The 18,076-nt window shown below is 69.1% G+C and carries 16 protein-coding genes and 1 pseudogene; 4 read left to right on the plus strand and 13 right to left on the minus strand.

Annotated features, from left to right (window positions below):
• The first annotated feature begins 119 nt into the window (after nt 1-119).
• Complete coding sequence (locus tag NON00_RS03890) at nt 120-1,709, plus strand: FAD-dependent oxidoreductase (protein WP_256017774.1); 1,590 nt, start codon at nt 120-122, stop codon at nt 1,707-1,709.
• Nucleotides 1,706-2,044 (plus strand): ferredoxin family protein, encoded by a 339-nt coding sequence (locus tag NON00_RS03895; RefSeq protein ID WP_256017775.1) that lies wholly within the window; start codon nt 1,706-1,708, stop codon nt 2,042-2,044. The genes NON00_RS03890 and NON00_RS03895 overlap by 4 nt, the downstream gene beginning before the upstream one ends.
• Before the next feature lie 179 nt (nt 2,045-2,223).
• On the opposite strand, the gene NON00_RS03900 is transcribed toward NON00_RS03895, so the two are convergent.
• The 12 genes and pseudogenes from NON00_RS03900 to NON00_RS03955 all read right to left on the minus strand — a co-directional run bounded on the left by NON00_RS03900 (nt 2,224) and on the right by NON00_RS03955 (nt 14,814).
• On the minus strand, nt 2,224-3,165 hold the full coding sequence (locus NON00_RS03900) for an ABC transporter substrate-binding protein (protein ID WP_256017776.1): 942 nt from the start codon (nt 3,163-3,165) through the stop codon (nt 2,224-2,226).
• Between the two features lie 24 nt (nt 3,166-3,189).
• The gene (locus NON00_RS03905) at nt 3,190-3,954 is read right to left on the minus strand and encodes an amino acid ABC transporter ATP-binding protein (protein ID WP_256017803.1); all 765 of its coding nucleotides are present in this window, start codon (nt 3,952-3,954) and stop codon (nt 3,190-3,192) included.
• Between the two features lie 138 nt (nt 3,955-4,092).
• A pseudogene (locus NON00_RS03910) lies at nt 4,093-4,947 on the minus strand (amino acid ABC transporter permease); the annotation flags it as partial.
• Nucleotides 4,948-4,959: 12 nt separating this feature from the next.
• Nucleotides 4,960-5,478 (minus strand): GNAT family N-acetyltransferase, encoded by a 519-nt coding sequence (locus NON00_RS03915; protein WP_256017777.1) that lies wholly within the window; start codon nt 5,476-5,478, stop codon nt 4,960-4,962.
• A 19-nt stretch (nt 5,479-5,497) separates the two neighbouring features.
• Complete coding sequence (locus tag NON00_RS03920; protein ID WP_256017778.1) at nt 5,498-6,688, minus strand: M20 aminoacylase family protein; 1,191 nt, start codon at nt 6,686-6,688, stop codon at nt 5,498-5,500.
• Nucleotides 6,688-8,052 carry an LLM class flavin-dependent oxidoreductase gene (locus NON00_RS03925; RefSeq protein WP_256017779.1) on the minus strand — a complete coding sequence of 455 codons (1,365 nt, stop codon included), beginning with the start codon at nt 8,050-8,052 and terminating at the stop codon, nt 6,688-6,690. Before NON00_RS03925 ends, NON00_RS03920 begins: the two co-directional genes overlap by 1 nt.
• Before the next feature lie 13 nt (nt 8,053-8,065).
• A complete protein-coding gene (locus NON00_RS03930; protein ID WP_256017780.1) occupies nt 8,066-9,052 on the minus strand; it encodes an MsnO8 family LLM class oxidoreductase in 987 nt (328 codons plus the stop codon).
• 21 nt (nt 9,053-9,073) lie between these two features.
• Nucleotides 9,074-10,363 carry a hypothetical protein gene (locus tag NON00_RS03935; protein ID WP_256017781.1) on the minus strand — a complete coding sequence of 430 codons (1,290 nt, stop codon included), beginning with the start codon at nt 10,361-10,363 and terminating at the stop codon, nt 9,074-9,076.
• Between the two features lie 469 nt (nt 10,364-10,832).
• On the minus strand, nt 10,833-11,762 hold the full coding sequence (locus tag NON00_RS03940; RefSeq protein WP_256017782.1) for an ABC transporter substrate-binding protein: 930 nt from the start codon (nt 11,760-11,762) through the stop codon (nt 10,833-10,835).
• Nucleotides 11,759-12,556: a class II aldolase/adducin family protein gene (locus NON00_RS03945; protein ID WP_256017783.1), complete on the minus strand. Its 798-nt coding sequence runs from the start codon at nt 12,554-12,556 to the stop codon at nt 11,759-11,761. Before NON00_RS03945 ends, NON00_RS03940 begins: the two co-directional genes overlap by 4 nt.
• Nucleotides 12,553-13,182, minus strand: a complete 630-nt coding sequence (locus tag NON00_RS03950; protein ID WP_256017784.1) for a peroxidase-related enzyme — start codon at nt 13,180-13,182, stop codon at nt 12,553-12,555. Before NON00_RS03950 ends, NON00_RS03945 begins: the two co-directional genes overlap by 4 nt.
• Nucleotides 13,183-13,218: 36 nt before the next feature.
• On the minus strand, nt 13,219-14,814 hold the full coding sequence (locus NON00_RS03955; protein ID WP_256017785.1) for an ABC transporter substrate-binding protein: 1,596 nt from the start codon (nt 14,812-14,814) through the stop codon (nt 13,219-13,221).
• 314 nt (nt 14,815-15,128) lie between these two features.
• Between NON00_RS03955 and NON00_RS03960 the strand changes: the two genes are divergently transcribed.
• Both NON00_RS03960 and NON00_RS03965 read left to right on the plus strand, forming a co-directional pair.
• Nucleotides 15,129-15,251 (plus strand): hypothetical protein, encoded by a 123-nt coding sequence (locus NON00_RS03960; protein WP_256017786.1) that lies wholly within the window; start codon nt 15,129-15,131, stop codon nt 15,249-15,251.
• 39 nt (nt 15,252-15,290) lie between these two features.
• On the plus strand, nt 15,291-16,385 hold the full coding sequence (locus tag NON00_RS03965; RefSeq protein ID WP_256017787.1) for an LLM class flavin-dependent oxidoreductase: 1,095 nt from the start codon (nt 15,291-15,293) through the stop codon (nt 16,383-16,385).
• A 53-nt stretch (nt 16,386-16,438) separates the two neighbouring features.
• On the opposite strand, the gene NON00_RS03970 is transcribed toward NON00_RS03965, so the two are convergent.
• Nucleotides 16,439-18,061, minus strand: coding sequence for an ABC-F family ATP-binding cassette domain-containing protein (locus tag NON00_RS03970; protein ID WP_256017788.1), 1,623 nt, complete (start codon nt 18,059-18,061; stop codon nt 16,439-16,441).
• Nucleotides 18,062-18,076 lie beyond the last annotated feature (15 nt).

The following is an 18,076-nucleotide window of genomic DNA, read 5'->3' on the forward strand; positions in this document are numbered from 1 at the left end:
GTGTTTTTATAGCTTTATAAAAACGTGAAATATGGCAGGAGCCTTGGCATGCCTCACTCCGCACCGGATGACCCCTTTCTTCTCCCCCGCCCTGTTCTTTTTCCCCGCCTGGTGTGGCGATGAGGAGCGTCGCCCCAGGCCTTGCGCTGCGGCGGGATGTGCTGGTCATTGGCGGGGGCATGGCCGGGGCCTGGGCTGCCGCCGAGGCCGCGCGCCAGGGCGCGTCCGTTGTGCTCGCCGAGAAAGGCTATTGCGGCACCAGCGGCGTCACCGCCACGGCGGGGCCCGGCCATTGGTGGGTACCGCCCGAGGGGCGCCGCGCCGCCATCGCCGCGCGCAACGAGGCCGCCCTCGGCCTCGCCGATCCGCAGTGGATGGAGCGGGTGCTCGAAGAAACCTGGCGCAGCCTCCCCGGCCTCGCCCGGCACTATGATTTCCCGCGCGATGAGAAGGGCCAGGTGCAATACCGCGCCCTGCGTGGCCCCGAATACATGCGCGCCCTGCGCGCCCAGGCGGAGGAACTCGGCGTTCTCATCCTCGATCATTGCCCGGCGCTGGAATTGCTGGCTGAGGAGAATGGCCGGGTCGGCGGTGCGCGCGGCCTCTGCCGCCAGGATGCGGATGCGCCCTGGCAGGTGGAGGCAGGCGCCACGGTGCTGGCCACGGGCGGCACGGCCTTCCTCTCCGGCCTGCTGGGCGCGCGCAACAACACCGGCGATGGCTATCTGATGGGCGCGGAGGCCGGGGCACAGCTGTCCGGCCTGGAATTCACCGGCATCTACACCGTGGCGCCGGCGCGCTCTACGATGACGCGCAGCATGTCCTATGCCTTCGCCACCTACTATGATGCCGACGGGCACGAGATCGTCGTGCCGCCGGGGCCGGACAACACCGCCACGCTGGCGCGGGCGCTCCTGGCGGGGCCTGTCACCTGTTCCCTGCACCGCATGCCGGAGGCGGTGCGCGCGCGCCTGCACCTTGTCTCGCCCAATGTGATGCTGCCTTTCGTGCGCTGGGGAATCGATCCCTTCCGGGACCGCTTTCCCGTCACGCTGCACACGGATGGCACCATCCGCGGCACGGGGGGCCTGCGCATCGTCGACGCGGAGTGTGGCACCGGCATTCCGGGCCTGTTCGCCGCGGGTGATGCCGCCAGCCGGGAATTGATCGCCGGCGCCATCTCGGGGGGCGGTGCACAGAATTCCGCCTGGGCCCTGTCGTCCGGCCTGTGGGCCGGGCGTGGCGCGGCGCGCTTTGCGCGTGGCTGGCGGCCCGGGGCGCGGCTGCGCGGCCTGGGGCAGGCGGGGCTGCGGCCACTGCGTGCGGTGCGGCCGGTGGAGATCGAGGCCGCGCGGGCCACCGTGCTGGGCGAGATGCAGCCCTATGACAAGAATTTCTTCCGGACGCAGGCCGGCCTGCGGCGTTCCCGCGCCGTGCTGGACACCGCATGGGGGGAATTGCGCGACCATGCCTTGCCCGGGCATGGGGGCCGTGAGCGTCTTCGCGCGCGTGAGGCCGCTGCTTTGCTGGCCACCGCGCGCTGGTCGGTGACGGCCGCGCTGGCGCGCGCGGAAAGCCGTGGCCTGCACCGCCTGGAAGATATCCCGCGCATCGTGCCGGATTTCGCGCATCGCCTGCTTGTGGACGGGATCGACACCATCCGCGTCACGCCTGACCATGTCCCTGCCCTGCCGGAGACCGCCGCATGATCGAGTTGCTGCTGGAAGAGCAATGCACGGGCTGCAATGCCTGCGTCACAGCCTGCCCGACCGATGTTTTCGAGGCGGTGCCCGGTGCGCCACCGCGCATCGCCCGCGTGGAGGATTGCCAGACCTGCTTCATGTGCGAGCTCTATTGCACCGCCGATGCCCTTTATGTCAGCCCGGATGCGGAGGGGCGCACTCCCGTGGAACCTGCCGCGCTCCTGGCGTCTGGCCTGCTTGGTCAGTTCCGCCGGCATTCGGGATGGCATGAATGGCAGGGCCACTACCCGAACGAACACTGGCGGATGGATGCGATTTTCCGCCTGGCGCGCGGCGGCTGAACAGCGCGCTCTGCCGCGCGCCCCGTCGGCCGCTGGGTGATATTCTGGCCGTCACCAGGGAAATTGCCTTCCGCATCATCCCTGAGCGCTATCTTTGATCCTGCTGGGGGCATGATGGAAAAAGGGCCGGCGCATCGCGCGCCGGCCCTTCCTTTCCGTGCTGTCCTGGCGGAGAAAACTCAGCGGCGCGGCAGGCCCGGTGGATTCGTCCGCGACTGGTCGATGGCCTCGGCCGAAAGATTCCAGCGTGCGAGGGCGCGCGCATAGGTCCCGGCTTCGATCTGCGCGTTCAGCGCCACGGTGATCGGTTCGGCTAGGCCCGAGCCCTTGCGCGTTGCCACGGCGATTTCCGCCGTCACCGGCCAGCCGCCGGAGAATGTGCCGACCAGCCGCGTCTTGCGCTGACGGGCGGCCTTGAAGGCAGACGTCGCATTCGGGCCGAGATAGGCATCCGCCCGGCCCGATTGCAGCGCGAGGTCGAGCACGGCCTCGTCATCGTAATACTGCACCTCGGTGTTGGGCAGGCCCTTGGCGCGGTTGGCCTCGATCCAGCGCAGCAGGATCTGCTCCTGGTTGGTGCCGGAGGAGACGATCACCTTCAGGCCCGCCACATCCTCGGGCTTCGCGATGCTGGTCAGCCGGCTGTCGAGCGCGACATAGAAGCCCAGGAGATCCTTCCGGTAGGTCGAGAAATCGTAGCGCTCCTTACGCTCCTCGGTGACGGTGACGTTGCTGACCACAGCATCAAACTTGCCCGAGATGAGGCCGAGGGGCCAGTCCGCCCAGGCGGTCGGGATCACCTCAAGCGTGAGGCCGAGGCTGTCAGCCACCAGCTGCGCGATGTCGATTTCCGAACCGATGGGGGTGCGGCTGTCGGTGGCATAGCCGCCAAAGGGGAAGCGGCCAGGATTATTGGCCACTGTCAGCTTGCCCGGTGTGGTAAGACGCAGATTGGCCGGCAGAAGGCGGATGGCCTCTTCCACCTTCTTGGCGCGGATGCGTCCGGCCTGTGCCGGGCTCAGGTCGATCTCTTCCTGCGCACGCAGGGGCCGGGGCAGGAGTGGCAGGGCGATCAGGCCTGCCCCGGTGGCCAGGGCGAAGCGGCGGGTCATGTTGGACATGGCGTTTTTCCTGTTTCTTCTCGGTTAGAGCACTTTTGCCAGGAAGGCCGCAGTGCGCGGATGGCGCGGTGCATTGAAGATCTGCTCAGGGGAGCCGCTCTCCAGGATACGTCCGCCTTCCATGAAGACGATCCGGTCCGCGACCTCACGGGCGAAGCCAATCTCGTGGGTAACGATCACCAGCGTTGTACCCGAGCGGGCAAGGTCCTTGATGACATCGAGGACTTCTTTGACCAGTTCAGGATCGAGTGCGGAAGTGGGCTCGTCGAACAGAAGAACCTTGGGGCGCAGCGCCATGGCGCGGGCGATGGCCACGCGCTGCTGCTGCCCGCCCGAAAGCTGCCGCGGATAGGCAGCTTCCTTATCCGCAAGACCAACGCGGGCCAGCAATTCACGGGCCTGGGCAACGGCCTCCGCCTCGGAGAGCCTGCCGGTGGCCACCGGTGCCTCTGTGATGTTCTCCAGCACCGTCAGATGCGGAAAGAGGTTGAAAGTCTGGAACACCATGCCCGTCTCGGCGCGACGCAGGAGGATGTCCTTTTCCTTCAGTTCGTACAGGCGGTCTTCCACCTGGCGATAGCCGACAAAGGCACCATCGATGGTGATGAAGCCGGAATCGACGCGCTCCAGATGGTTGATCGTCCGCAGCAGCGTTGACTTGCCAGAGCCTGACTGCCCGAGGATCGCGGTAACGCTGCCGGCGGGCAGGGTGAGGCTCACATCCTCCAGCACACGCAGCGTGCCAAAGCTCTTCGAGACATTCTGAATCTCGATGGCCCCGCCCTGGATCGACGCGCTCCTTGCCAAGGCAGGCGATGTCGCTGTGGGTACGGAAGACTGTGCCGCCACCTGTGCCCGGCCACGCCAGCGGGAGAAGAGAGAAGGCGGGGGCTCACGCAGCGCGCCACGGGCGTAGTGGCGTTCGATCTGCTGCTGCACAGCGGAGAGCACGGTCAGGATGACGAGATACCAGACAGTGGCCACCATCAGCAGCGGAATCACCTCCAGGTTACGGCGGTAGATGACCTGGATGGTGTAGAACAGTTCCGGCAGCGCCAGGATGTAGACCTGTGAGGTGCCTTTTGCGAGGGCGATGATTTCGTTGAAGGCCGTTGGCAGAATGGAGCGCATGGCCTGCGGCAGGATGATGCGGAAGGCCTGGCGCCGGCGCGAAAGACCTAGCGCCGCCGCGGCCTCCAGTTGCCCTTGCTCGACAGAGAGAATGCCACCACGGATGATCTCCGAGGAGAAAGCCGCCTTGTTCAGCGTCAGTCCCAGCACCGCGGCCACGAAGGGCGTGATGAACTGGGTGGTGGAGGTGCTGAAGAACTCCAGATCCGTATAGGGTATGCCAAGGCTGATGACAGGGTAGAGATAGCCAAGATTGTTGAGCAGCAGAAGCAGGACGATCAGCGGCGTCGAGCGGAAGATCCAGATATAGCCCCAGGAGATCGCCGCCAGGAGGGGCGACCCGGAGACCCTCGCCAGGGCAAGGGCCGTGCCGAGGATAAAGCCGAAAAAGGTCCCGAGCAGCGTCAGCAGCAATGTCCGCCCCAGTCCAACCAGGACGGGCTCCGCAAAGAACCACTGGGCGAAGACATCCCATCCCCAGCGCGGATTGCTCAGCGTGGAATGCGCGATGGCAAGCAGCAGCAGGATGCCGAAAACCGTGCCCGCGCTGCGCAGGGGATAGCGCGCGGGGATGATGCGGTAGCGCTTGGCATGGCTCGCCTGTCCAGGCACGGCGTCCGCCGTGCCTGCCACTTCCGTCAGACCGGACATGAAGATGCTCCGTCAGGCAGCCGCGATGGCGGGCGGGGCTTCGGCCTGCGCGGCCAGCCATTTCTCAAAAGGAAGGCGGCGCAGGGCAGCGAGATCCGCGGCCGGATCGAACAGCGCCGTATAGCCACGGCGCAGATAAAGCCCGACGGCCTCCGGCTGGCGGAAGCCGGTGGTCAGGTAGATGCGCCGATAGCCCTGCCGCAGCGCCGCTTCCTCCAGCGCGACCAGAACCTGGCTGGCGAGGCCCTGGCGGCGCAGGTCGTGCCGGGTCCAGATGCGCTTGAATTCGGCCGTCTGCTCGTCATAGCGCTTGAAGCCGCCACCCGCGATGGTCACACCATCGCGGATCAGCAGGAGAAAATGCCCCGAGGGTGGCGCGAAGGCCTCCGGCGGGTAGCGGTTCAACTCGACGACCGCGCCGTCACGGTCGAAAAGATCGCCGTAGCGGCTGTCATATTCGTGAATCAGCTCGTCAACCAGCGGCTTGGCGCGGGGATCGAGAGGCGAGGTCGAGACGATGAGGTCGCTCATGGGGCGTGATGCCTTGTCGTCAGGAAGGGGAGAGGAACGCCTGCGCCAGGGCGGACCAGAAAATGGCCCCCGGCAGGATCAGGGCGTCGTTGAAATCATAGGAGGGGCTGTGCAGCGGTGGGCCTTCGCCAGCCCCCAGGAACAGGTAGCTGCCCGGGCAGGCTTCCAGCATGAAGGCGAAATCCTCGCTCGCCGTGCGGGGGCGGAATTCCGCCAGGACGGCGGCGGCGCCGAGCGCCTCGGCCGCGACGCCGCGCGCGAAGGCTGTCTCCGCCACGTGGTTGACCACGCTGGGGAAGCCCAGGCGGTATTCCACCTCGGCCACGGCGCCGAAGCTTTCCGCCTGTGCCTGGACCAGCGCGGGGATACGCCGCTGCAACAGGGCGCGCGCCTCCGGGCGGTAGCTGCGCGCGGTGAGCTTCAGCGCTACGCTGTCCGGAATCACGTTGGAGGCCTCGCCGCCCTGGATGGCGCCGACCGTCACCACCGCCATATCCAGCGGATCGACGTTGCGGGACACGATGGTTTGCAGCGCGGTGATGGCATGGGCGGCGACCACCACGGGGTCCACCGTCTCGTGCGGCGCGGCCCCGTGGCCGCCACGGCCATGGATCTGGATCAGCGCCTGATCGATGGCAGCCATGGCCGGGCCTTCGACGAAGCCGAAGCGCCCCTCCGGGACGCCCGGCCAGTTGTGCAGGGCGAAGACGGCATCGCAGGGATAGCGCTGGAACAGGCCCTCGCCGATCATGCGGCGCGCGCCGGCGCCCACCTCTTCCGCCGGCTGGAAGATGACATGCAGCCGGCCATCGAAGCGCCCGTGCAGCGCGAGATCCTGCGCGGCGGCGAGCAGGATGGCCGTGTGGCCATCATGCCCGCAGGCATGCATGATGCCGGCACGCCGGCTGGCATGCGCGGCGCCACTGCGCTCGGTGATCGGCAGCGCATCCATGTCGGCGCGCAGGCCCAGGCCGCGATGGCCATCGCCGCGCTGCAGGGTGCCGACCACGCCGGTGCCGGCGATGCCGGCCTCGACGTGATAGCCCCATTGCGCCAGCAGGCTGGCGATCTCGGCGGCCGTCCGGTGCTCCTGGAAGGCCAGTTCCGGATGGCGGTGCAGGTCGCGCCGCAGCGCCACGAAGCTCTCGATGCCACGGGCGATGCGGGCAGCCGGCGCGCGGGCCGCGGTCCTGGGCAGGAGGAGGCTCATCAGGCCTCCGCCAGGGCGGGCTCGGCCGGCGCTGTGGCGCGCGGCCGGGCATGACGGTTCTCGCGATAGGGCAGGCCGAGATGGTCACGCAGGGTGTGGCCGGCCAGCGCCGGCAGATGGCGCCCGCGCGCTTCCAGCACCGGCAGGACGTGGCGGATGAAATCCTCCAGCCCTTCCGCCACGACGGGGAAGCCGAGAATGAAGCCATCGGCGGCTCCTTCCTCGACCCAGCGGATCATCTCCGCCGCGACCTCCTCGCCACTGCCGATGAAATGCGGCTTCGGCGTGGCGGCGGCGAGCGCCACCTGGCGCAGGGTCAGGCCCTTCTCGCGCGCCTCGCGCTTGATGCGGTCGGTGGTCGAGCGGAAGCTGTTGGCGCCGATCTCGCCCAGCTCGGGGAAGGGCGCGTCCAGCGGATAGGCGCTGAAGTCGTGGTGGTCGAAGAAACGGCCGAGATAGGCCAGCGCGTCATCGATGCTGAGAAGGTCGCGGATGCGGGCGTATTTTTCCTCCGCCTCCGCGCGGGTGGCGCCCGTGATGGGGCCGATGCCGGGCAGCACCTTCACATGATCCGGCGAGCGGCCATGGGCCTCGGCGCTGGCGCGGACCTGTTCGCGGAACCGCTGCGTCTCCGTGAAGGAGGGCGCGTTGGTGAAGACCGCATCCGCGTATTTCCCGGCCAGCCCGATGCCGGCCTCCGAGGACCCCGCCTGAAAGATGACGGGCTGCCCCTGCGGCGAGCGCTGGATGTTCAGCGGCCCTTCCACCTGGAAGAAGCGGCCCTTGTGGTCCAGCCGGTGCAGCTTGGAGCGGTCGAAGAACTGGCCGGTCTCGCGGTTGCGCGGGAAGGCGTCATCCTCCCAGGAATCCCAGAGGCCCTGGGTGACGGAGAGATATTCATCGGCGATCTGGTAGCGCAGCGCATGCTCGGGGTGGGCACGGCTGTAGTTGCGCCCGGAGCCTTCCAGAGGCGAGGTCACCACATTCCACCCGGCCCGCCCGCCGCTGATCAGGTCGAGCGAGGCGAATTGCCGCGCCACGGTGAAGGGATCGCTGTAGGAGGTGGAGACGGTGCCGGCGAGGCCGATGCGCTGCGTCACCGTTGCCAGGGCGGAGAGGATCGAGATCGGCTCGAAGCGGTTCAGGAAATGCGGGATCGACTTCTCGTTGATATAGAGCCCGTCGGCGACGAAGGCGAAGGCAAGGCCGGCCTCTTCCGCCTTGCGCGCCGTCTCGGTGTAGAAGCGGAGGTTGACGCTGGCATCGGCCGGGCCACTCGGGTGGCGCCAGGCATTCATGTGGCCGCCCGCGCCATGCAGCATGAGGCCGAGCGGAAAGGGGGCGGGCGATATCGTTTTGCTCACAGGAAAAATCCTTTCACGCGGGGACAGGCTGGTGGGCTTCGGCGAGGCTCTCGACCAGCGCGCGGCGCTCGGCGAAATCCGTCACCGGGGTGTCCAGGATGAATTCTCCGATGCCGTGCTCGCGGTGCAGCGCGCCGAGCGCGGCATGGATCTCGTCCGGCGTGCCGGTGAGCAGGCTCGGGCGCGTCTCCTCGATGCGCCAGCTGGTGGCGCCGGACTGGCGCGCGTAGGCCTCGGCCCCGGCGCGGCTGGTGAGGTTCACGCTCGGCGCGCCAGGCAGGTGCACCTTGAAGACGCGCAGATCCGCGGCGCGGCGCTCGGCCTCCGCCCGGCTCGGTGCGGCCAGCACATGCAGCGCCAGCAGCGGCGCATGCCCCGTCGCCGCGCGATAGCGGGCGAAGCTGTCGCGCAGCTTGGCGTCATCGCCGTTCAGATGGCCGGCGTAGCAGAACTGCCAGCCATGGCGCGCGGCGAGATCGGCGCTGTCGGCGCTGGCGCCGAGCAGGATGCGCTGCGCCGGCTCGGCCGGGCGCAGGGCAAGCACGGCGCCGGCATGCGGGTGCCCTTCCGGCAGGCGGCCGGTGAGGAAGCCGTCCAGCTCCGCGAAGCGCTCGTTGAAGCCCTGCGCATCGCCCCGCAGCGCGCGGGTGGACAGGGGCAGGCCGCCCGGCCCCTTGCCGACGCCGAGATCCACCCGCCCCGGCGCCAGCGTGGCCAGCAGGCTGAACACCTCCGCCACCTTGTAGGGCGCGTAGTGCTGCAGCATGACGCCGCCGGAGCCGATGCGGATGCGGCTGGTGCGCGCCAGGAGATAGGCCGCCAGCACCTCCGGCGCGACGCTCGCCAGCCCCTCGGCGCCATGATGTTCGGCCACCCAGAAGCGGTGATAGCCGCGCTGTTCGGCCAGCTGGGCGAGGGCCAGGGTGCTGGCCAGGGCCTCCGCCGCCTGGCGGCCTGCGGGGATGGGGCTTTTGTCGAGCAGGCTGAGGCGATAGCTCATGGCGCGGGGTTCCGGCGAAGGTCAGAAGAGAGGCAGCGGGGCCAGCAGCGCGGGGCGCGTGGGGCTGGCGATGTCCAGCTGTTGGTCCGGGGCGGGATCCTGCGGCGGTGGCAGCAGCAGGGCCGGGTGGGGCAGCGCGGGCAGGGCGGCGAGATCGACCTGCCCCAGCCGCAGCGCGGCCAGGGCCGCCGCCTCGCCACCCTCGCCCCGGCCCAGCAGCAGGGCGCCGCCATAGGCCTTGCGCAGCAGGGGAAGATCCCGCGCCGGCGCGGCGACATGGGTGATATGCAGCCAGGCGAGGCCATAGGCCTCGGCGAGGCGGGCGGCGCGCAGCGCCAGGCCGGGCGCGGCCTCATCCAGCGGCTGGCGCAGCGCGACGCGCAGGCCGATGCGCCCCGGCTCCCAGGCGGCGACCAGCGCGGCCAGGATTTCCGCCAGGAAGCGCAGCCGCCCTTCCGGCGTGCCGCCATAATCGTCCTCGCGATGGTTGCTGGCGGGATCGAGGAACTGCTCGATCAGCCCATGGCCGGAGGAATCTAGCTCCACCGCATCGAAGCCGGCGGCGCGGGCGCGGCGCAGGGCGCGGGCGAAATCCTCGATGACGACAGGAATTTCATCGAGGGACAAGGCGCGCGGGCGGGGCAGCGGCCGCTGGCCGAGCGGCGTCGGCAGCGTGCCTTCCCCGGCCAGGGGCGAGGGCGCGACCGGCCAGCTGCCGCCCGGCTGCACCGCGCTGTGCGACAGGCGCCCGGCATGCCACAGGCGCAGCGCGATGCGCCCCGTCCGCGCCCCGCCGCCGAGTTCGCCATGGGCATGGACATGGCGCGTGATCTCACGCCAGCTTTCTTCCTGCGCGGCGGTGCGGATCCCAGGCGAGAAGGCCCGCCCCGCGCCCTGTGGCGAGATCCAGCAGCGTTCGGTGATGACGAGGCCCGCCCCGGCCTGGGCCGCGTAATGCGCGGCGCTGCGCGGGTGCGGCAGGCCACCATGGCGCTGCCCGCCGAGCGGAGAGGGCGAGACCACCATCCTGTTCGCCAGCGCCAGCGTGCCGGCCGTGAGGGGCTGGCGGGAGAGATCGATGCCGTGCATGGCAGGGAACTCCACGAGTGAGGAAGAAGGGGAGGGCCGCGTGGCGGGGCGGCCCCGCAGCAGGGCGCGCAGCAGCCTCTCGGCCTCGGCCGGGTTGGCGAAGGTCAGCCCGTCCGCCGCCAGGCTCCGCGGATCACGCGCCAGGAAGCGCCAGCATCCGTCGCTGTGCAGCAGGATGCCGACGAACTGGCCATCCAGGGTGACGGGGCGGGAGCGCGTCATGGGCGGGACTCCCCATGGGCAGGGGATGAGAATGACGGCGGGACATTGCGGCCCGCGGCGAGGCGCCGCGTTCCATCGCGGCGATGCTCAGAGGCGACAGCTCATGGGGCGACAGGGCGCCAGGATCATGCTTGGCATCGGCGGGCCTTTCTGGGGCGGGGCGCCCCGGGCCAGCGGGGGAGGATCGCTGTCCGGGGCACCACGGATGCGGAGCCGCATCGCGCGCCCTCTATAATCACAGCAAAAAAAAGTATGTCAAATGATTCCCGATTTTTTCTGTATGTTTTGCGCCCGCGAACGGGCCTGACGCGCCTGATGGCGGCCCCCTTCGCCGGGAAGATGGACGAGATGGTCAGGTCTTTTCATAACAGGAAAAAATGTGGAAATCCCTGGCGCGCCCGGACGGCGCTGCCCGCGGCCCGCCTGGGGCACCGGGCGGGGCGGGGCCTTCCGCCCCGCCCCATATCCCTCACAGGCGGTGGATCGCGTCCGTCACCTTGAGCGGCCGGGGGATGACGCCGAAGCCATGCGCCTTGTCCGCCGCCTCCTGCCATTCGGCGATGGCCGCGTCGTCGATGGCGATGGCGCGGGTATCGTTCACCCGGTAAGCCCGCTCCAGCACCGGCACGGGTTGGCGCAGCAGGGTCGCGGTGGCGCGGGCATAGTCGGGGATATGGCCCTGGGCCCAGCTCCAGCCGCGCGCGACGCGCGCGGACAATTCGCGCAGCAGCGGCGCCTTCTCGCGCAGCGCCGTGTCATGCGCGGCGAGGAAGCTGGCGCTCGGCGTCAGGCCGCGTGCATCGGCCACCAGGCTGGCCTGGAACTCCAGGATCTCCAGCGAGGTGAACGGCTCCCAGATGGACCAGGCATCCACCGCGCCGCTGCGCAGCGCAAGCGCCGCATCAGCCGGCAGCAGCCAGGCGATATTCACCTCGCCCGGTGCGATGCCGTGCTTCTCCAGGATGCGCAGCAGGGAGTAATGCGTCCAGCCGCCGCGCGCGGCGGCGATGCGCCGGCCGCGCAGCCCGGCGGCATCGGCAATCCCCGCGCCCGGCCGCGCCACCACGGCCTGCGAGGCGCCATCCGACCGCGTCGCGCTGATCGCCTTGATCGGCGCGCCGGAGGAAAAGACGGAAAAAAAGTTCAGGTCACCCATCGAGCCGACATCGATGGCATAGGCGTTCAGCGCCTCCAGCAGAGGCTGCGCGGCGGGGAACTCGAACCATTCGATGCGGAAGGGCAGGTCCTGGATCTGCCCGGAGGCTTCCAGCAGCGAGCGCAGGCCGCCCCGCTGATTGGCAACGCGCAGCACCGGCGCCTGGGCGCGCAGCACCGCCGGTGTGGCGAGGAGCGCCGCGCCCCCCAGCAGGGCGCGGCGGGAGGTCGAGGAAAAGCTCATTGCAGCAGCTCCGGCTCTTCGCGGATGATCTTGTCCCACAGCGGCTGGAAGCTCAGCAGCCCGCCCTTGGCGCTGCCCACCTGCTGCGCCGTCAGCCGCGCGACTTCGGGGGCGATGGGCTGCGGCGTGCCGGCGGCCTCGGCCAGCAGCTGCGCCTGCGCCGCGTTGTTGAAGGCGATGAACCACCAGGCGGCGGCCTCCACCGTCGGCCCGGCCGTGAGCAGGCCGTGATTCTTCAGGATGACCGCCTTGTGCGGGCCAAGGGCCTGGGCGATGCGGTCGCCCTCGGAGACTTCCAGCACGACGCCGGTGAAGTCGTCGAACAGCGCGTGGTCCTCGAAGAAGGCGCAGGAATCCTGGGTCAGCGGATCGAGCCTGCGGCCGAGCGCGGCCCAGGCCTTGCCGTGCAGCGAGTGGGTATGCGCCGCCGCCACCACGTCCGGCCGCGCCGCGTGGATGGCGGCATGAATGGCGAAGGCCGCGCGGTTCACCGGCCAGTCGCCTTCCACCACCTCGCCCTCATGGTTGACGAGAAGCAGGTCGGAGACACGGATCTGGCTGAAATGCTTGCCCAGCGGATTGACCCAGAAATGATCCGGCCGCTCCGGATCGCGGGCGGTGACATGGCCGGCCAGGCCCTGGTCGAAGCCATAGCGGGCGAAGAGGCGGAAGGTGGCGGCAAGCCGCTGCTTGCGGTGCAGGCGCTCCTCCTCCGGGCCGCGCAGCGGCGGGCCATCGCGCAGCAGGCGCGGGAAGGACTCCGCCGAGAGGGTGGGGCTCAGGATGTGGTTCATGGCGTCAGCTTCTCCAGCCCGGCGGGGCCGCGGTGCGCGGCATGGGCCTCGCGGTTCGGCACCACGCCCAGGGCGCTGTTGATGCGGTTGCTGAAATTGAAGTAAGCGGCGATGGCGGCGGCATCGAGGATGTCGATGTCCCGCAGCCCGGCGGCGCGCAGCGGGGCGAGGTCCGCCTCCTCCAGCGCGGCGGGGTCGCGGGTGATGCGCAGGGCATAGTCGGCCAGGGCGCGCTCGCGCGCGGAGAGCCCGGCATGGCGGTGGTTGACCGTCACCTGCGCCACCCAGAAGGCATCCCCGGTATGGCCCCGCAGCGCCGCGGCATGGCCCAGCACACAGGGCTGGCAACGATTTTCGCTGCTCACCACCAGGGCGATCAATTCCCGCTCGGCGGGGCTCAGGCCGCTCGCCGGATTCTGGTTGACGGCGCGGCTGAGGGCATCCTGCGCCAGCAGCACCTCCGGCCGGTGCAGCAGGGCCTTCTGGCCATTGCGCACATAGCCGAGGGCGGCCTCGGTGCGGGCCAGCAGGGCCTGCACCGCCTCGCCCTGTGGCGGCGGCGGCGGCAGGTCGAGCCAGGAGAGAGGGGCTTCGGCCGGCGGTGCGGCCTGATGCGTGTCAGGCATAGGACGTTTCCTTTTCTGGTGTCTGGCGCAGCGGAGTCACGGTGCCGGACGCACGGCGCTGGCCAGGGTCTGCTCGTCGGCGCGCGCCGCGTAGGTCAGGCCCTGGCGCGTCGCCCAGGCGTTCTGCAGCAGGAAAAGCGGCAGAATGCCGCGTTCGCGCGCCTCCAGCGCCACGGCCTCGCGCAGCAGCGCCTCACGCGCCGCATCGTCCAGCGTGCCGATGGCGCGCTCCGTCAGCGCATCCAGCTCCGGATTGGCGTAGCGGCTGAAATTCGCCGAGCCCCATCCTTTCTCGCGGTCATAGGTGCCGACGACATTGCGCAGCAGGTAGCTGGCCTCGCCCGTCGGGCTGCCCCAGCCGCCGAGGCGGAAGGCGAAATCCTGGTTGCGGCCACGCGTCACATAGGTGGCCCAGGGCAGGGCCTCGACCTCCGTGCGCACACCGATGCGGGTCCAGAACTGCGCGACGGCCTGGGCCGTCTTCGCATCGCCCGGGTAGCGGTCATTGGGGGTCGAGAGGGTGAGGCGGAAGCCCTCCGGGAAGCCGGCCTCGGCCAGCAGGCGCTTCGCCGTGGCGGTGTCGGCGGGGAGGGGGCGCACCGCCGGATTGTGGGAGGCCGCGCCCTCGGGCAGCCACTGCGCGGTGGGGATGGCTGTGCCCTCCATCACCCGCGCCGCCAGGGCCTGGCGGTCGATGGCGAGATCCAGCGCCTCCCGCACGCGGCGGTCGAGGAAGGGATTCTTCTCCAGCGGGCGGCCCTGGTTGTCGGTGACCGTGGGAACCGTGCCCTGGCGCGAAAAATCGGGCTGCAGGTAGATGACGCGCACGCCGGGCGTTTCGCTGATTCGCAGTTTCGGCTCGCGGCGCAGGCGGGCGAGGTCATTGGCCGGAACCTGGTCGATGACATCGACATCGCCAGCCAGGATGGCGGCGCTGCGCGCGCCATCATTGGCGAGAAAGCGGTAGTCAACCCGCGTCCAGGGCTCTGTGCCGCCCCAATAGGCCTCATTGCGGGTGAATTGCGCGCCCTGGCCGGGGCGGAAGGCGGCGAAGCGGTAAGGCCCGGTTCCGATGGCGGCGCGGCCGCTGTTGAAATGCTCCGCCTGCGCGCCCTCCGCCGCATGCCGCGCGATGATCTGCACATTGGCGAAGTCGTTGGGCAGCAGCGGGCTCGGCGTGTCGGTGTGCAGGCGGAGCGTGTGGTCATCCACCACCTCGACCTGCCGGATCGGCCGCACGGCATAGGAAAAGCCGCCGCCGGTCGGGATGGTCGGCACGCGGGCGATGGTGAAGGCGACATCCTCCGCCGTGAAGGGCCGGCCATCATGCCAGGTGACGCCGCGGCGCAGGCGGAACTCCCACACCCTGTCCGAGACCGCGCGCCAGCTCTCGGCAAGGCCGGGCCGCAGGGCGAGTTTCGCATCCCGCTGCACCAGCGTGTCGAAGAGATGCGCGGTGAGGGCGAAATTCGATGTGGTGTTGGCGATATGCGGATCGAGCGAGCCGACAGGATTGGCGGCGCCGATGGTGAGATCCCGCGCCATGGCACCGCCACACAGCCCGCCCAGGGCCAGACACAGCAGGCCAAGGGCCGGCCGGAAGGCGGGGATTCTGCGCTGGGAACGGGGCATGGCGTGTCCTTTGCCAGGATGGACGGGCATTAGGGGCATTTCACGAAAGTGAGTCAATAATTGCACGATGATATCGTGCATTTTGCTGGGGAGATCCCCGCGCGCCCTCGCCCTTGCAGCATGACATGCTCCGAAAAGCGCGCAGAAGAGAAAGGAAAATCTATTGACTGATCAGGAGATTCCTCGCCAGCATAATGCACGATTTGGAATCGCTTTATATCGGCGGAGCATCTCCGCCCCGGATGTCACCAGGGACCCGCCCCCGGAACCGCCAGGAGGCGCGGCCCACCGCAAGGCCAGGAGGGATCGCACCCATGTCGCTTCTGCTTCGCACGGGCCTCGCCTTCGCCGGCTGCCTTCTGGTGCTGCGCCTGCTCGGCCTCGCGCCGCCCATGCCGGGGGATGCCCATCCGCCCTTTTCCGTCGCCCGCTTCTGAGCGGGGCGGCGGCCTTTCTTCCAGCCAGGGACGCATATGATGAGCTTGCACATCACGGGCATGATCTGGGCCCGCCCGACCTCGGACCTTGAGCCGCAGAGCGGTGCCGCCTTCCAGCCCGATTTCATCGAGCGTATCACTCGCGCCCATGAGGAGGGCGGCTTCGACCGCGTGCTGGCCGGCTACTGGACCAATGCGGCCGATGGCTTCCTGGTGCTGGCGCATGCCGCCTCGGTGGCCCGGCGCATCCACTTCCTGCTCGCGCACCGGCCGGGCTTCGTGGCACCCACCCTGGCGGCCCGCAAGATCGCGACGCTCGAGAACCTGACGGGTGGGCGGCTCGCCCTGCATGTCATTTCCGGCGGGGAGGATGCCGACCAGCGCAAGGATGGCGACTATGCCGACCATGCCGCGCGCTACCGCCGGACGGATGAATTCCTCACCCTGCTGCGGCGCAGCTGGACGGAAACCGCCCCCTTCGACCATGCGGGCGAATTCTACCGCGTCGAGCAGGCCTATTCCGACGTGCGCCCGCTGCAGAAGCCGGGCCTGCCGGTTTTCTTCGGTGGCGCCTCGGATTCCGCGATCCGCGTGGCCGGGCGGCATGCCGATGTCTATGCGCTGTTCGGCGAGCCGCTGGCCGATACCGCGGCCATGCTGCGGCGCGTGCAGGCCGGCGTGCCGGAGGGGCGGAAGCTCGCCTTCTCCTGGTCCAACCGCCCGATCATCGCCGCCACGGAAAAGCAGGCCTGGGAGAAGGCGCGCCATATCCGCGAGAGAGCCCTGGCGAAGCTGCGGCTGAATGGCGATGCCGGGCTGATCGCCGCCGGGCAGGCGATCAATTCGCAGCGCCTCGTCGGCCTCTCGCAGCGGGGGGAGGTGCTGGATGACAGGCTGTGGACCGCCATGGCCGGCGTTCTCGGCGGCCGCGGCAACAGCACGGCGCTGGTCGGCACGGCGGAGCAGGTGGCGCGCGCCATGCTGCGCTACCGCGAGATCGGTGTCTCCCACTACATCCTGCGCGGCTGGGACCCGCTGGAGGATGCGGTCCAATATGGCCGCGAGCTGATCCCCCTGCTGCGCGAACTGGCGGCGGGCCAGGATGTGGGGCGGGTGAGCGTGGCCGCCGCCTGACGCGCCGGGCGCGAGGCGCCGCCACCTGGCGCCTCGCGGTCATCGCCCTTGCCTCAGCCGCGCAGCCCCGGTGCCTCCTGCCCGGTGCGCGCCACATACTCGGTATATCCACCATCATACTGGTGGATGCCCTCGGGCGTCAGCTCGAGCACCCGGTTGGACAGCGCGGCGAGGAAGTGGCGGTCATGCGAGACGAACAGCATGGTGCCCTCATACTGCGACAGCGCCGCGATCAGCATTTCCTTCGTCGCCATGTCCAGGTGGTTGGTCGGCTCGTCGAGCACGAGGAAATTCGGCGGGTCGTAGAGCATCATCGCCATCACCAGCCGGGCCTTCTCGCCGCCCGACAGCACGCGGCATTTCTTCTCCACCTCATCGCCCGAGAAGCCGAAGCAGCCCGCCAGCGCCCGCAGCGAGCCCTGCGTGGCCCGCGGGAAGTTTTCTTCCAGTGATTCGAAGATCGTCCGGTCGCCATCGAGCAGTTCCATGGCATGCTGCGCGAAATAGCCGAGCTTCACGCTGCCGCCCAGGGTGACCGTCCCCTCATCCGGCGCGGTGGTGCCCGTCACCAGCTTCAGCAGCGTGGACTTGCCCGCGCCATTGATGCCGAGGACGCAGCAGCGTTCCCTGCGCCGCACCAGCAGGTCCAGCCCCTCATAGATAACACGCTGGCCATAACGCTTGTGAACGCCGCGAAGATTCACGACGTCATCGCCCGAGCGCGGTGCGGGCGGGAATTCGAAGGACACCGACTGGCGCCGCTTCGGCGGTTCCACCCGGTCGATCTTCTCCAGTTTCTTGACGCGGCTTTGCACCTGCGCGGCGTGGGAGGCGCGGGCCTTGAACCGCTCGATGAAACTGATCTCCTTGGCCAGCATGGCCTGCTGCCGCTCGAACTGCGCCTGCTGCTGCTTCTCGTTCAGGGCACGCTGCTGTTCGTAGAACGCGTAATCCCCCGAATAGCTCGTCAGCCCGCCGCCATCGATCTCGATCACCTTGCCGATGATGCGGTTCATGAATTCGCGGTCGTGCGAGGTCATCAGCAGGGCGCCGTCATAGGCCCTGAGGAAATTCTCCAGCCAGATCAGGCTTTCGAGGTCGAGATGGTTGCTCGGCTCGTCGAGCAGCATGACATCGGGCCGCATGAGGAGGATGCGGGCCAGCGCCACGCGCATCTTCCACCCGCCGGAGAGCGCCCCGACATCCCCGTCCATCATCTCCTGGCTGAAACTCAGCCCGGCCAGAACCTCCCGCGCCTGCCCTTCCAGCGCATAGCCCCCGAGGGCCTCGAAGCGCCCCTGCACCTCGCCGAAGCGTTCGATGATGCTGTCGAGATTCTCGGCCTGCTCCGGGTCCGCCATGGCGGCCTCCAGGCTTTGCAGTTCGGCGGCGACCTCGCTCACGGCGCCGGCGCCGTCCATCACCTCGGCGACCGCGCTGCGCCCGGCCATCTCGCCGACATCCTGGCTGAAGAAGCCGATGCTGACGCCGCGATCGACCACCACCTGCCCTTCATCCGGCGGTTCCTGCCCGGTGATCATGCGGAAGAGCGTGGTCTTACCGGCCCCGTTCGGCCCCACGAGGCCAATTTTCTCCCCCTTCTGAAGCGCCGCGGAGGCTTCGATGAAGAGGATCTGCTGGCCGTTCTGCTTACTGATAGTGTCGAGGCGGATCATGGAGAGGCGGGGGCC

This window comes from Roseomonas sp. GC11, from assembly GCF_024437745.1.
In the GTDB taxonomy this organism is placed as follows: domain Bacteria; phylum Pseudomonadota; class Alphaproteobacteria; order Acetobacterales; family Acetobacteraceae; genus Pseudoroseomonas.

Excerpts from the sequence above, each read along its gene's own strand:
- NON00_RS03965 (WP_256017787.1), top strand. The coding sequence starts at position 15,291 with ATGAGCTTGCACATCACGGGCATGATCTGGGCCCGCCCGACCTCGGAC.
- NON00_RS03915 (WP_256017777.1), bottom strand. The coding sequence starts at position 5,478 with ATGAGCGACCTCATCGTCTCGACCTCGCCTCTCGATCCCCGCGCCAAG.
- NON00_RS03970 (WP_256017788.1), bottom strand. The coding sequence starts at position 18,061 with ATGATCCGCCTCGACACTATCAGTAAGCAGAACGGCCAGCAGATCCTC.
- NON00_RS03890 (WP_256017774.1), top strand. The coding sequence starts at position 120 with ATGAGGAGCGTCGCCCCAGGCCTTGCGCTGCGGCGGGATGTGCTGGTC.
- NON00_RS03955 (WP_256017785.1), bottom strand. The coding sequence starts at position 14,814 with ATGCCCCGTTCCCAGCGCAGAATCCCCGCCTTCCGGCCGGCCCTTGGC.
- NON00_RS03950 (WP_256017784.1), bottom strand. The coding sequence starts at position 13,182 with ATGCCTGACACGCATCAGGCCGCACCGCCGGCCGAAGCCCCTCTCTCC.
- NON00_RS03895 (WP_256017775.1), top strand. The coding sequence starts at position 1,706 with ATGATCGAGTTGCTGCTGGAAGAGCAATGCACGGGCTGCAATGCCTGC.
- NON00_RS03920 (WP_256017778.1), bottom strand. The coding sequence starts at position 6,688 with ATGAGCCTCCTCCTGCCCAGGACCGCGGCCCGCGCGCCGGCTGCCCGC.
- NON00_RS03930 (WP_256017780.1), bottom strand. The coding sequence starts at position 9,052 with ATGAGCTATCGCCTCAGCCTGCTCGACAAAAGCCCCATCCCCGCAGGC.
- NON00_RS03900 (WP_256017776.1), bottom strand. The coding sequence starts at position 3,165 with ATGTCCAACATGACCCGCCGCTTCGCCCTGGCCACCGGGGCAGGCCTG.
- NON00_RS03945 (WP_256017783.1), bottom strand. The coding sequence starts at position 12,556 with ATGAACCACATCCTGAGCCCCACCCTCTCGGCGGAGTCCTTCCCGCGC.
- NON00_RS03960 (WP_256017786.1), top strand. The coding sequence starts at position 15,129 with ATGTCGCTTCTGCTTCGCACGGGCCTCGCCTTCGCCGGCTGCCTTCTG.
- NON00_RS03935 (WP_256017781.1), bottom strand. The coding sequence starts at position 10,363 with ATGACGCGCTCCCGCCCCGTCACCCTGGATGGCCAGTTCGTCGGCATC.
- NON00_RS03940 (WP_256017782.1), bottom strand. The coding sequence starts at position 11,762 with ATGAGCTTTTCCTCGACCTCCCGCCGCGCCCTGCTGGGGGGCGCGGCG.